Origin of the sequence: Niabella pedocola (genome assembly GCF_021044425.1) — a bacterium.
GTDB lineage: Bacteria > Bacteroidota > Bacteroidia > Chitinophagales > Chitinophagaceae > Niabella > Niabella pedocola.
The window spans coordinates 12,866-26,483 of record NZ_JAJNEC010000008.1 but is presented as its reverse complement, the minus strand read 5'-3'; the positions used below and the strand labels follow the sequence as shown (position 1 = coordinate 26,483).

Annotated in this window: 11 protein-coding genes; 4 read left to right on the top strand and 7 right to left on the bottom strand. The window is 45.9% G+C overall.

Features of this window, described 5'->3' with window-relative positions:
- Positions 1–238: 238 nt before the first annotated feature.
- The 4 genes from LQ567_RS24630 to LQ567_RS24615 form a co-directional block, all read right to left on the bottom strand.
- Positions 239–1,216 carry a hypothetical protein gene (locus LQ567_RS24630; protein ID WP_231008584.1) on the bottom strand — a complete coding sequence of 326 codons (978 nt, stop codon included), beginning with the start codon at positions 1,214–1,216 and terminating at the stop codon, positions 239–241.
- Between the two features lie 252 nt (positions 1,217–1,468).
- The gene (locus LQ567_RS24625; protein WP_231008583.1) at positions 1,469–2,698 is read right to left on the bottom strand and encodes a PQQ-dependent sugar dehydrogenase; all 1,230 of its coding nucleotides are present in this window, start codon (positions 2,696–2,698) and stop codon (positions 1,469–1,471) included.
- A gap of 160 nt (positions 2,699–2,858) precedes the next feature.
- Complete coding sequence (locus LQ567_RS24620; protein WP_231008582.1) at positions 2,859–3,275, bottom strand: bactofilin family protein; 417 nt, start codon at positions 3,273–3,275, stop codon at positions 2,859–2,861.
- Between the two features lie 4 nt (positions 3,276–3,279).
- A complete protein-coding gene (locus LQ567_RS24615; RefSeq protein ID WP_231008581.1) occupies positions 3,280–4,107 on the bottom strand; it encodes a M23 family metallopeptidase in 828 nt (275 codons plus the stop codon).
- 685 nt (positions 4,108–4,792) lie between these two features.
- Between LQ567_RS24615 and LQ567_RS24610 the strand changes: the two genes are divergently transcribed.
- Entirely contained in the window at positions 4,793–5,191 is a 399-nt protein-coding gene (locus tag LQ567_RS24610; protein ID WP_231008580.1) for a hypothetical protein, read from the top strand.
- A gap of 139 nt (positions 5,192–5,330) precedes the next feature.
- Here LQ567_RS24610 and LQ567_RS24605 read toward each other — a convergent pair whose 3' ends face one another.
- Together LQ567_RS24605 and LQ567_RS24600 are read right to left on the bottom strand one after the other, a co-directional pair.
- Positions 5,331–6,590, bottom strand: a complete 1,260-nt coding sequence (locus LQ567_RS24605; RefSeq protein ID WP_231008579.1) for an aminotransferase class I/II-fold pyridoxal phosphate-dependent enzyme — start codon at positions 6,588–6,590, stop codon at positions 5,331–5,333.
- A gap of 343 nt (positions 6,591–6,933) precedes the next feature.
- Positions 6,934–9,375 carry a penicillin-binding protein 1A gene (locus LQ567_RS24600; protein WP_231008578.1) on the bottom strand — a complete coding sequence of 814 codons (2,442 nt, stop codon included), beginning with the start codon at positions 9,373–9,375 and terminating at the stop codon, positions 6,934–6,936.
- A 204-nt stretch (positions 9,376–9,579) separates the two neighbouring features.
- Here LQ567_RS24600 and LQ567_RS24595 point away from each other — a divergent pair, with 204 nt between their 5' ends.
- Together LQ567_RS24595 and LQ567_RS24590 are read left to right on the top strand one after the other, a co-directional pair.
- Entirely contained in the window at positions 9,580–10,353 is a 774-nt protein-coding gene (locus LQ567_RS24595) for a phosphosulfolactate synthase (RefSeq protein WP_231008577.1), read from the top strand.
- Entirely contained in the window at positions 10,353–11,084 is a 732-nt protein-coding gene (locus LQ567_RS24590; RefSeq protein WP_231008576.1) for a shikimate dehydrogenase family protein, read from the top strand. Before LQ567_RS24595 ends, LQ567_RS24590 begins: the two co-directional genes overlap by 1 nt.
- 141 nt (positions 11,085–11,225) lie before the next feature.
- Here LQ567_RS24590 and LQ567_RS24585 read toward each other — a convergent pair whose 3' ends face one another.
- Positions 11,226–12,092, bottom strand: a complete 867-nt coding sequence (locus LQ567_RS24585; RefSeq protein ID WP_231008575.1) for a cupin-like domain-containing protein — start codon at positions 12,090–12,092, stop codon at positions 11,226–11,228.
- Between the two features lie 345 nt (positions 12,093–12,437).
- Between LQ567_RS24585 and LQ567_RS24580 the strand changes: the two genes are divergently transcribed.
- Positions 12,438–13,238: a glycosyltransferase family 2 protein gene (locus tag LQ567_RS24580; RefSeq protein ID WP_231008574.1), complete on the top strand. Its 801-nt coding sequence runs from the start codon at positions 12,438–12,440 to the stop codon at positions 13,236–13,238.
- Positions 13,239–13,618: the final 380 nt, after the last annotated feature.

Here is a 13,618-nt window from a genome sequence, read left to right as displayed (position 1 = left end):
ATTTTAAATGCGTTTGCAATATTGCAGACGCATTTTTGTTATCAGGGACATCGCTAATAATAGTGATCACATCGCGCTGTATCTGTATGTATCTTTACCCCGGTTGGTTCGCCGAGGCTAACTGCTTTTTGGGAATCCCCTGGTGCCACAAAAGTCCGTTATGATAGCTCCTTAAACGGACTGCAGGCCCACCGGTGCGATGTGTTTGACGGTAAGAACAGGCTGGAAACAACCTGGGTTACATGAATAACGCCAGCTGTGTAATTTCCGGTTCGGGTTGTTTTTTCTGTTTTTTCCCTTCCACTGTTTCAACCGGTTTGTCATTTTCAAAATAATGATTCACCCGGGTAATGTCAATACCCGTGATCCGCTCGGTACCTTCATTGTTCATTTTTTTATGAATGGTTAGCTGACAATTGATAGAAGTACCGTTTTTGAATTGCACTTTTCCGGATTGGACCAGTTTTTTAAATTCCTTCGATTGCATGCTGAATGAGCGGGGGCGGCCCTGGTACATGCCGGTCCATTTATAGCTGCTCTTTTTCAGTACCGGCGAAATGATTTCAATATCAACATCATCGATTTCTTCGGGCTCCAGCACATTTGTAGTAAGAATATAGGTGCCAAATTGCGGGCGTGATAATTGTTGTTCCTGTGTGGCAGTGGCCTGATGCTCTTCCAGGGCTGTAAAGCGAACGCCATTGATTTTAGGGTACCGGGTCAGCAGTTCAAAGAAATTCGACCGTCTTTTCTTTATAACATTACTGGTATCCAGGTTTGCGCAGCTGGCCATCAGTTGCAGCTTTAGTTTTTCTGTTTGCAGCCGTAACCGTTCGTTATCGGCAGGCATAAATTCCGGGGCCTCCATCAGTTGCTCAATCAGCTTACGGGCATTATCCCCCGCCGCAACCGACAGGGGCGCTGCTACAACGGCTACCAGTGCTGCCGTGGCAATAGTAACGGCAGCGGTTGCGGTTTTGGTTTCTTTTTTCAGCGCCACCCTGAAGCGCCGTTTGAAGCCCTTTTCCGGCTGCGGTGCGGTTTCGATAATTACACGGAGTTTGAGCCGGGAAGCCACCTCGCGTATCAATGCCAGCAGTTCATACTCGCATTTATTCTGGATCAGGGCGTCCATTAAATGGGTGGCTTCTTCAAAAAAATATTCTACTTCAATACAGTTGCTGCCTGTAGGAGATGCTTCTTTTTGTATGCTCATTGCTTCTTCTGCTTTCATCAAGGGTTGCGAAAGTAGCGCTTTTTTCAACGGGAGTCAAGGACGGAGGCAAATCCTGGCCGAACACCGCATCCGGCTGCTGCCGGTATAGGGTGTATTTTACTGCTGCCGGTATAAAAAAATGTTTTTGTATCGTCTTTGGGTACTGCCGCCGTCAGGTGTTAGCGATTACTGTCATTACCCGGCGAATCTTTGTACTCCCCGGGTTTTCCCCGCCAATACACCTGGAAAAGGTTACTTGCCGATCCTGTAAATATTTCCTTTATCGGTAATGGTATAAAGCGTGCCGTTTACACAGGCAATATCCCGGAAACGCTCGCCTTTGTCGGCCAGCAGCCGTTCTTCGCCAATTACTTTATTGTTTTTGATCACCAGCCGGTCAATATGTTGCCCGCTTAGAGAAGCTACAAACAAATTGTTTTTCCATTCCGGGATGGCATTGCCCCGGTAAAAACAGATACCGCTGGGCGAAATAACCGGATCCCAGTAATACACCGGCTGTTCCATGCCTTTGTGTTTTTGCAGGGCATCACCTACTTTGGAACCGTTGTATTCGATGCCATAGGTGATCACCGGCCAGCCGTAATTTCTTCCGGCGCGGATAATATTGATTTCGTCGCCGCCCCGGGGGCCAAACTCAGCTTCCCATGGCTCGCCTGTTGCGGGGTTTATATCCAGTCCCTGGGGATTGCGGTGCCCGTAGCTATAAATTTCCGGCATGGCGCCCGGCTTATTCACAAACGGGTTGCCTTTGGCCGGCCGGCCGCTGGTAGTGATCCTGAATATTTTTCCAAGCCCGGATTGTAATTGCTGGGCCTGTGCCCGGCCTTCTAAAATCGACCGTTCGCCCACGGCAACCAAAAGATTTCCTGAAGCATCAAAAACAATCCGCGAGCCAAAATGCAGATTGCTGTTTAAGGCCGGCGTGGCACGGAAGATCACAGATACCTGTTCAACTTTTCCCGCAGCTTCATTCAGGGTTCCTTTGGCCACAGCCGTTAAGTTGCCTTTTCCCTGTTTTTCTGAGTAGGTCCAGTAAATCATTTTATTGCGGCTGTAATTAGGATCAAATGCCACATCCAGTAATCCACCCTGGCCCACCAGGTCAACGGCAGGAAAGCCGGTGATCGTCTTTGCCAGTGTTCCGTTCTGGTTGCGTATTTCCATACGGCCCGATTTTACCGTAACCATCAGCCGGCCATCGGGCATTGCTACAATGGCAAAAGGTGCACCAATCTTTTCCGCAATTTTTTCAGCCTTATAACCGCTGATCGTTTTTACACCCTTCACCCGGGTTTGTCCGCCAAATGCGGGCCGGTAATCGCTGTTGGGCGCTTTCTTTTCTACGGCCGGTAATGTATCTGCAAAAAGAGGATTCAAAAAAAGCAGATCGTTTGTTGCTGCTGCGGTTCCGCAAGCGAGAAGAAAGGCTGCCGAAAAAAGAATCCGGGTTTTGTGCTGCATAAAGTTGTTTTATAAACGTGGATGATAAAATTAGGGCGATTTAATAACGTACCTGCGTTGAAATCGTTTTTATTTTGTGTACGGGGAAGATGAATAGGGCATATGCGATCCCCGCATCTGTTGCTGCCAGGCCGTATCGTCGCAAAAAAGTGGCCGGGTATTAAGCCACTGCTTCTGCTTTTTTCGATTTTGCAATACCGTTGATAACCGGTGCGGGGCTGGTCATTTTTAGTGTACCGTTATATTGACCACCCAGCTCCACTTCAAACGCTTCTACTTCGATATCACCGTCGATCAAGCCGGTACTTTTTATATACAGGTACCGGCATTGTATATTGCCGTACAGCTTTCCGTGTACAACAACGATACTGCTTTTAACGGCTCCCCGGATCTCCGATTTTTCTCCGAGAATAATGCCTTCTTTCAGATCGATATTCCCTTCTATTTTTCCATCGATACGGATGGCACCTTCGCCCGAAATATCGCCTTTAATCAGCATGCCTTCATCAATCACCGTATTAATGGCGATGTTGTCTAAATTCGTTTTTTTCTCCCTGGATGTATTCTTTTGAAACATAACGTTACAGTTTTGTATAACGAGAAGGATCGGTTCTTACTCCGTTTATGAAGACCTCGTAATGTAAATGCGGACCGGTACTTCTGCCCGTGCTGCCTACTTCTCCAATCTTGTCGCCGGAACGGATCTGTTGGCGTTCTTTTACATTGATTTTGGATAAATGCCCGTATAAGGTCTGAAAGCCATTTTGATGCTGAACCATAACGCAGTTTCCATATCCGCCTTTTACCCCGGCAAATACAACAGTGCCATCTGCCGTTGTTTTTACGGTTTCCCCGATCTCGCCCCTGAAGTCGAGGCCGCTGTGACTTTCTACGGACCCGCTTCCAAACGGATTGTAACGGTGTCCGAATCCGGAGGTCTGCTCACCAAAATGAGGTCTTCCTATGGGCGTATGCCGGAGCACATTTTCTGCCTTTACCAGTTCGGTATCATAAAATGCGGCTGCTTCGTCGATGTCTGCCAGATCCAGTGTTTCCGGACCACCTGCATTTTTGAGCACCAGTTTCGATAATCCTCTTTCTGTAAGCAGCTGATTGATCTGTTGCACACGCTGATCGATCGATTTAAATGAGGCCTTTACTTTTTCTACATTGATCTCGTCCTTTATACGATTCACATGTTCCAGCCGGTTTTTATAGGCAAGGGTATAAAAACTGCTTGTTTTTTTGAAGATCAGGAAGCAAAGCGATGCACACAGAAGAAGGATGAGCAGGGTGCCGCCAATTAAATATTTCCGCCATGATAACAGCAGGGCCGTTGGAACCTGGATTGCTTTTTTTTCCTTACCGGAGTTATTAACAAACAATACGGAGGTTTTATGTTTGAGCATGGCTGAATACGTTTCGGCGCCGTAAGATACGGGAAATCTGTTGCATGATAAAAAAACAATCTATGAGCGGGCCGGATGATTTGCGGCCGATGCGGCTGGTACAGGAATCCATTTTTGAAATGGGCGCCAACTGCAGTTTTTAGCAAACCTGCGATCAATTTTTCTGTATATGGAATATTGGTTGAATACAATGGCGGCGGCCCGTATAAGCAGGAAGATGCAACTTTTTGCGGGTTAGGAACCGTAGTTTCCTGTCTTTTATTTTGGGTTGGATATCATGGCAGGCTTTTTTTTAATTAATTGATTATTAGTTTATTGTGATTGTTTTTGTATTGCTAACCACCCTATAAAAGACCAAATATTGGTTTTATTCAGCGTTTTGCAGACCGTAGCTTTGTGTTATCAATTTAAAAAAAGTGCATTACACCGCACTACACATTGAGCTCAGCAACCAGGATTCGCTTGTCTCGTTTTTGTTTGCCGCCCGGCGATATTGACCATTGAAGAAATTATTGTAAAGAATAAATAAAAGGAGACGTAAAATGAAAACTTTATTAACAAAAGCTGCAAATGTAGCCTATCAATTGGGACTCTTGTTTTCCAATACCATTACCACAAAGAACATCTATATTAAATAGATGTATTTATAAACAGAACCTTAATTAAAAATCATAAAACAATTACCATGAAATTTAAAGTATTATCAATCGTTTTAGCTGCAGCGCTGGCCACTACTATTTCTGCAACCAATGTTATTGCAAACGACAATGTTGAAGCACCTGTTGAATTAAAATACATCAACAATGCTGCTATGGAGTCGCCGATCTACCAGCTGCGTTTAAACAACCTGAGCAAAGGTACCTACGCCGTGGCGATCAAAGACGAAACCGGTGAACTGTTATATAATGAAACTGTTTCTGGTGCTAAGATCGTACGTAACTACCGGTTCGATAGCCAATTACCGGCAGATGTAAAGCTGACTTTTGAAGTAAGCGATGTAAAAAACAACACTGTTAAAGTATATAACTTTAGCAAATCTTCAAAGACGGTTGAAATTGTTGTGATCGACGAAGTAAAAAAATAATCAGTAAATAATCGTTGTAAAACGGGAAGGGCTGTCTGCAAAGGCAGCTCTTTTTTTTGCGTAGTGCAACAAGGCCGGCAAAAAAAGAGCGGTATCCTTAAAAGGGATACCGCTCTTTTGTATGTTTTATGTGCCTTATTTAGGAGCGTTCTGCCATATCCGGAATGGCGTTTGTTTTGTATGCGCCGATATCCAGTTTTTCTTTTACTGCGGAAAATGCTTCCAGCGTAGCTTCAATGTCTGCATCGGTATGGCTGGCCGTAGGAATCAGGCGGTAAATGATATGTCCTTTTGGAATTACAGGATATACTACAATAGAGCAGAAGATGCGGTAGTGTTCCCGCAGATCCATTACCATCGCTGTGGCTTCTTCCACACCACCTTTCATATAAATAGGCGTTACTACGGAGTCGGTGGTGCCGATATCAAAGCCGCGTTCTTTTAAACCGTTTTGCAGCTTTAAGGCATTTTCCCACAGCTTGGCTTTCAGCTCAGGGCGGGTACGTAACAATTCCAGTCGCTTCAGATTGCCTACAACCAGCGGCATGGGCAGGCTCTTTGCAAAGATCTGGCTGCGGATATTGTAACGGATATAATCAATGATCGTACGGTCGCCGGCAACAAACGCACCGATGGATGCCATTGATTTTGCAAACGTAGAAAAATAAATATCGATCTGGTCCTGTACGCCCTGCTCTTCGCCGGCACCGGCACCGGTTTTACCCAATGTACCAAACCCGTGCGCATCATCCACCAGCAGGCGAAAATCATATTTACTTTTTAATGCGGTAATTTCTTTCAGTTTGCCCTGGTCACCGGCCATGCCAAAAACGCCTTCGGTGATCACCAGGATGCCGCCGGCTTTTTGTTTTTCAACCAGCGCTGTGGCCCGGTCCATCTGCTTTTCAAAATCTTCAATATTGTTGTGTTTAAATACAAAGCGATGGCCCGGATGCAGTCGCAAACCGTCGATGATGCAGGCATGGCTTTCTGCATCGTAAACGATCACATCATGACGGCTGCACAGTACATCAATGATGCTTACCATGCCCTGGTATCCAAAATTCAGTAAAACGGCGTCTTCTTTGCTTACAAAAGCGGCCAGTTCTGCTTCCAGCTGTTCGTGCAGGTTAGAGTTACCGCTCATCATACGGGCACCCATGGGTAATGCAAGTCCATATTGAGCGGCACCTTCGGCATCAGCCTTTCTTATCTCAGGATGATTGGCCAGTCCCAGGTAGTTATTAAGGCTCCAAACGATTACATCGTTACCCCGGAATTTCATAACACTGCCGATCTCACCCTCCAGTTTAGGAAACGCAAAATAACCATGGGCTCTTTCCCGGTGTTGACCAATGGGCCCGTAATTTTTCAATAGCCGCTCAAAAATGTCTGCCATATAATGATTCGATTTTAAATAAAATAATGCGCAAATATACGATAGTTCATGCGTCAGACCGCTACCAGGTGTTAGCGATCAGCCACCAGGTTTGAGTGTAGGGCATTGAACTTTCTCATCCGGGACCATTCGTTAGGTATAAAAGCGGATTTGACCAAACAACGGTCTTCTGTATTCCCGTCGCCCGAAAACGGCCCCGGAAAACCGGTAATAGGTATGGGTGCGGCCGGTTGCCTGATACTGGCTGCCAGACCTTAGGTTCCTGCAATCCGTATCTAAGTTCCCGGGCTGATGACTAATAATAAAATGCTGAAAACGGACAGCTGACAGCTGATATCTGGCGCTATTTTTCCTGCTCCTGATTTTTAGTTTTATCTTTTTTCTTAAAGAGGCCGCCCAGGAACCCTTTTTTCTTTTTAGGTTCGTCAGAAGAGCCGATAGGTTTTCCCTGTACGGCTTTGGAAGGTTCCTTTTTAGTAGTATCCTTAACCGGTCCTTTTTCATCGGTAACCGGTTTGGATTCCGGTCCGATGTACTCATTGTTGTTTTGCATGTAATCCTGTTCCGAGCCTAATCCGGCATCGGCTCCCTCAGCCGTTGGTTCCGGGTTTTCGGAAGTTACATATTGCGAGGGATCGGCACTGAGTATTTCGTTTTCCATAGTGGCCGGCTCTGCAAATTTTTCATCTTTATTAATACCTAAGGATTTGTCGGCATATACTTTTTTAAAGAAGGCTTCCCATATGGGACGTGCGGCTTCACCACCAAAACCACCCCGGCCTTCATTGCGGATAAAACGGTCGTCGCAGCCAACCCAAACACCGCCCAGCAACTGAGGGGTAAAGCCCATAAACCAGGCATCACTGTTGTCGTTGGTTGTACCGGTTTTTCCGGCCATTTCAGCAGCACCCAGGCGGGCGCGCAATCCTGCTGCGGTTCCTTTATCTACAATGCCCTGCATCATGCGGCTCATGGTATAAGCGGTGGATTCGCTGATGGCTTCTTTGCGGTTCACGCTGTAGTCAAAACGTTTGATCACGTTGCCGTTCCGGTCTTCAATACGGCTGATGAAATAGGGTTTGGTAGAAAAGCCCCTGCCTCCGAAAATAGAGTAGCCCCAAAGCATTTCAAAAAGCGAAAGCTCACAGGCGCCCAATGCAATGGAAGGGAAGGCGGGTACTTTTGTAGGGATATTGATGCGCTGTAAAAAATTAACGAACTGGGCAGGGCCTACGATCTTCATAATATAGGCTGTAGCACAGTTGCGAGACCAGGCCAGTGCAGAGGCCATGGTCATGGAGCGCCCGGTACAGGTTCTTCCGGTGGCCGGAACCAGCTGGCCATTGCCGAAGTTCTGTTGTACATCTTCTACCGTCGATTCGGGAGTCATATTCTGCTCTTCGATCGCTTCGGCATACAGGAGCGGTTTAATGGTAGATCCTACCTGGCGCTTGGTTCTCAGGTTTACGTGATCGTATTTGTACGTTTTAAAATCAATACCGCCTACCCAGGCCTTTACCTCTCCCGTTACCGGGTCCATTACCATAAAGGCAGATTGTACCATGGTACGGTGGTATTTGATGGAATCGTACGGTGTCATTACCGTATCGCGCCCTTTGCTGGCGTTCCAGGCAAAAATGCGCATGGGCACTTTCTTATAAAAACTGGCCTTGATCTCTTTATCAGAAAATCCATCATCTGCCATATTTCTCCAGCGGTCGCTTTCCTTCATAGCCCGCAGCAGGATATTATCTCTTCCTTTCCATACCGCCCCGCTTTTTATAAATGACTGGCGTACCAGTGCGCGCTGCAGGTTGGGCACCTGCATATAAACCGCTTCTTCTGCATACTGCTGCATCTGCGGGTTGATCGTCGTATAGATCTTTAACCCGTCTTCATAAAGACTGTAAGAAGAGCCATCCGGTTTTTTTAGTCCCGGATCCTTCAGGATCGTCTTTAATTCATCGCGCAATACATCCCGGAAGTAGGGGGCATAACCGGTGTTCTCATCCATTTTTTTATAGTTGAGCTTCATCGGGGTGGCCGAAAGCCGCTCGCCTTCTGCGGAAGACAGGTTGCCATTTTCCACCATACGGGCTATAACCAGGTTTCTGCGGTCAATAGCCAATTTGGGGTTTCTCCGTGGATTATAGATCCCGGGGCCGTTGATCATACCCACCAGGAGGGCTGCTTCATCCACACTCAACCGGTCCGGCTCTTTTTGAAACCAGGTACGGGCGGCATTGCGGATACCGTATACGTTATCGCTGAACGGAACGGCATTAAGGTATAAAGCAACGATTTCTTCCTTGGTAAAATTGCGTTCCAGTTTAACGGAAATGATCCATTCTTTTAGTTTCTGGATCACCCGTAATGCTTTATTGCTCGCCCGTTGATTAAATAAGGCTAATGCCAGCTGTTGGGTAATGGTACTGCCGCCGCCCTCTTTTCCCAGCAAAAATATCGCCCGCAAGGTTCCTTTCAGATCAATACCGGCGTGATCGTAAAAGCGTTTGTCTTCTGTTGCAATAAGGGCATTCACCACGTTGGGAGAAATATCGCGGTATTTTACCAGCGAACGGTTACCGTTTGGCAGGTAGTATTTTCCCATCAATGTGCCATCTGCCGCAAGCACCTCGGAAGCCTGCGTAATGGCCGGGTTTTCCAGTTCTGCCAGCGAGGGCATTTTACCAAATACGCCCCAGTTGGCCAATAACACGGTTAAAATACCCGCTCCGAATAAAATGAAAAAAATTCTCCAGAAAATACGAACGGATTTCTTCATATATCAATGATAAAGTGTGTATAATTAAATCTGGTACCAAAAATAAGTAAATGCCTTTCTATAAACGGAAATTCCGGGGATAATTTAAGGCGGTTTTATCAATTGATAACTCATTTTCAATGCTTTTTCTGAAGTCTGCATTTTATGGGTGGCTCAAACTTCCGCAAAATGGTTACTTTTGCGACGATTAATAATTGATACCGAATGAAGTTTAATTTGACGCAGATGCCGGAACGGTACGTTCGTCCACGTACAAACGGCATCACAATGGTAATGGATAAGGGGTTGAGTATCGATGAGGCAAAGAGTTTTATGAGTGTTTCTTATCCCCATGTAGATGTTTTGAAATTGGGATTTGGTACCGCGGTGGTAACTCCAAACCTGGAAAAGAAGATAGAGGTTTACCGCTCCTATGATATTCCTGTTTATTTTGGGGGTACATTGTTTGAAGCCTATCTTGTACGCAACCAGGTGGAAGACTATATTGCTATCTGTAAACACTTCGGCATCGATTATATGGAAGTCAGTGATGGCTCCATCAGTATTCCGCATGCAGAAAAATGCGGTTACATCGAAAAACTTACACAGCACGGAACGGTGTTAAGTGAAGTGGGCAGTAAGGATGCCACCCATATTATTCCCCCCTATAAATGGATCGAGTTGATGAAAGCCGAACTGGAAGCCGGGTCCTCCTATGTGATCGCGGAAGCCCGCGAAGCAGGGAATGTAGGGATTTACCGGGGCTCCGGTGAAGTGCGGGAAGGGCTGGTACAGGAGATCCTTACTCAGATTCCTTCGGAAAAGATCATTTGGGAGGCACCGCAGAAAGCCCAGCAGCTGTATTTCCTGGAATTGATCGGGTGCAATGTAAACCTGGGGAATATACCTCCCAACGAGGTAATTGCGCTGGAGGCGATGCGCATCGGCTTGCGGGGTGATTCATTTGATTTGTACCTGGATAATAAAACCGCGTTTTAATGCGACTGTTTGGTCTGATAGGATTTCCGCTGAGTCAGTCTTTTTCCAAGCGATATTTTACAGAGAAGTTTGAAAAAGAAGGGGTAGAAGACTGCCGGTATGAGGCATTTGAGCTGCCGTCCATTCAACACCTGCCGGCGTTGCTGCAGCAACATCCGGAGCTGGCCGGATTTAATGTAACCATTCCGTACAAGCAGGAGGTAATGGCCTTTTTGCAGGAGCTGGATGGAGAAGCGGCGTCCATAGGGGCCTGCAATTGTATCCGGATCAGTGGCGGAAAATTAAAAGGATATAATACGGATGCGGCGGCTTTTGAAACCACCTTGTTGCAACAGCTGCAGCCGCATCATACGCAGGCATTGATCCTGGGCACGGGTGGCGCCGCACGAGCGGTGCGTTATACACTGGAAAAACTGGGGATCGCTTATCGCTATGTTTCCCGTACTCCGGGCGAGGATGAATTAGGTTATGATAACCTGGACGCGGCTACTATGGAAGCATATCCATTAATTATCAATACCACCCCATTGGGTAGCTATCCAAAAACAGAAGGAAAACCGGAATTGCCCTATGAGCTGATTACTCCCCGGCATTATTTATATGACCTGGTTTACAATCCGCCGCTGACGGCGTTTTTAAAAGAAGGCCAGCAAAGAGGGGCGCTTATAAAAAATGGCTATGATATGCTGGTGGGTCAGGCTGAACTGAGCTGGAATATCTGGAACAGCTAAGGTCCCAAGGTCGGAACCCGGTTTGATGCTGAGTTTTTCATTCTCTATACTGCCAAAATACTGCTAACGCCTGTAAAGTAATGATCTTGAAAATCTGACGATAAGCGACGCCGGTTTTTGAGATAAAAATCCTTTGGCAAATCACCCCAGCGTTCTTTTTGCGTCTGTATACAATTGTCTCACTTTACGGTCATACCACCATTTGGGTGCTGTTTTTTTCATGAGTGTGTCGATATTACGCATGCCAAACAGGTTCCACACGCCTTTTAGCTTGCCGGACACACTGCTTTGCAACGCCCGTAAGCTCATCGCAAATCCCGCGTCGATGTACTCCATATGATGCCAGTATCCGGCCGGCATAAACAGGGTATCTCCATGTTCCAGGATCACTTCATATCCCCGGGCATTTTTGGCTGCCGGAAATTTTTCATAATCGAATTTTTCATAATACTGCGCAAAATTCGCCAGGCTTAATACTTCCCAGGGTTTCCGGTACAATTTGTGCTGTTCTTCAAATGGAAAGAGCAACACCCTTTTTCTTCCGAGAAATTGAGTGTGGAGGATGTGGCTGAGATCGATGTCGAAGTGCATATGCGTAACCGATCCCTGTCCCCCTACAAATAACATGGGAAACTTTTTTACAAAACCTTTCATGTAGGTATCGGGCCAGGTAAAATCGGAAACGATCTGGGGGGCATGCTGAAAAATGTTAAATAAAAAGATCCGCAGTTCAACAGGGCCTTTTTTCACCATCTCCAGGTATTCGCCAAATTTCATATAGGCGTCTGCCGTGTTAATCGGCGTATAGGAGTCGCTTTTCACATTGTTATAAACACCTACTTCCTTATCGCCCACAATATCAATAAAGTAATCCCAGTTCCACCGGTCAAAAGCAGGCCATTGGCGGGCCAGGTCCCGGATCACCACCGGTTTATTATGCTGATAATAGTTCTTTTTAAAATCTTCCGGACTAAGCTGATCGAATTTATCTAAGGCTGTTAATTGCATAAAACAAGATAATAAAAAGGCAAATTTAATGATAGTTTGATAAATAAAGGGGGCATCCGGCTGCCCGAAAAGGGATTTCTGGACCTCGTATATGGTAAAAAAACTATCTTTGCGGGCTAAACAGAAACTACAGAGGGAAACGTTGCAGGCTTAAAGAGGTTTTATCGCCCGTCTTCTCGGTGCCGGAGGAAACCTTAAGATGTAAAAGAATTGATAAATTTGAGATCCAGAATAAATCAAACTGGCAAAAGGTGTTGCGGTACAGCGGTTTTTTACGTTGTTTTGAGGGGAAATGATCGTTTCAGTAAGCCGGTCTAAACCAAAAAAGCAGAAAGACAGAAAAATATGAAAAAAACTCCTTTTAAGGTAGCATTATTGATTTCAACCTATAAATGGCCGGAAGCCCTGCAGCTGGTATTGCAAAGCGTTTTGTACCAGAGCCGGAGGCCCGATGAGATCATTATTGCGGAGGATGGTGATGACACACGCACGGCATGGTGTATCAGTGATTTTGTAAAAATTCATGGGATACCTGTAAAGCATGTGTATCATGAAGACCGGGGGTTTCGTAAAAGTCTGATCGTAAATAAAGCGATAAAAGAGATCGAATCGGATTACATTATTGAGATTGATGGCGATATTGTAATGCACCGCGAGTTCATTGCGGATCATGTAAAAGCGGCGCGCGAGGGTTATTTTGTACAGGGCAGCCGTACGCTGATCAACGAGCGAAGAAGCCATGAACTGTTGCGTACTAAAAATATTGGAGGATTGCATTCTTTTATGGCGGGCCTCAACAACCGTTTTAATGCCCTGCGGGTTCCGCTGTTCTCCGGCTGTTTTTTTGTAAATCCCCGTAAATCGCACAATGTAAAAGGATGTAACCTGGCATTCTGGAAAGATGATTATGTAAAGGTAAACGGATACTACAGCGGGTTTGAGGGCTGGGGCAGGGAAGATTCTGAATTGGGAGAACGCCTGATCAACCTGGGTGTTAAAAAGAAGAAAGTAAAACTGGCAGCTGTAGGTTATCATATCTTTCATACATTTAATTCCCGGGCTAACCTGGGAACCAATGAAAGCATCTACCGCGAAACAGTGCAGTTCAAATACAGCTACCGGGCTAATGGATATATGGAAGCCTAAGTTCCGGCCGGCCCAAACCTGTTTTACCGCTATATAAATCGTAAAGAGCAGACCGGATCGGGATGCCTCCGCAGCCCCGGGTATGTACAGCAGGATGTCTGTTTTGGTGAATGCGGGCGTTATCTTTTTGTACGCCTGTGCCTTTAAATTAGCCGGATTTATTAAAATCATTAGTACATAGGGTACGTTTACTGCTCACGATTTTGAAGGAACAGTAAACGTATTTTCGTTATTGGGCTGTATTTTTGTAATAATGCATGGTACGGTGTCGGCTTTTACCGCCCGGTACTGCTACGAAGCCCGGTGAACGCTATCAGCGATTGGCTCATAATATTTTAATTATCAGTTAATTATTTTGTTATTGTATACAGCGCAGCGTG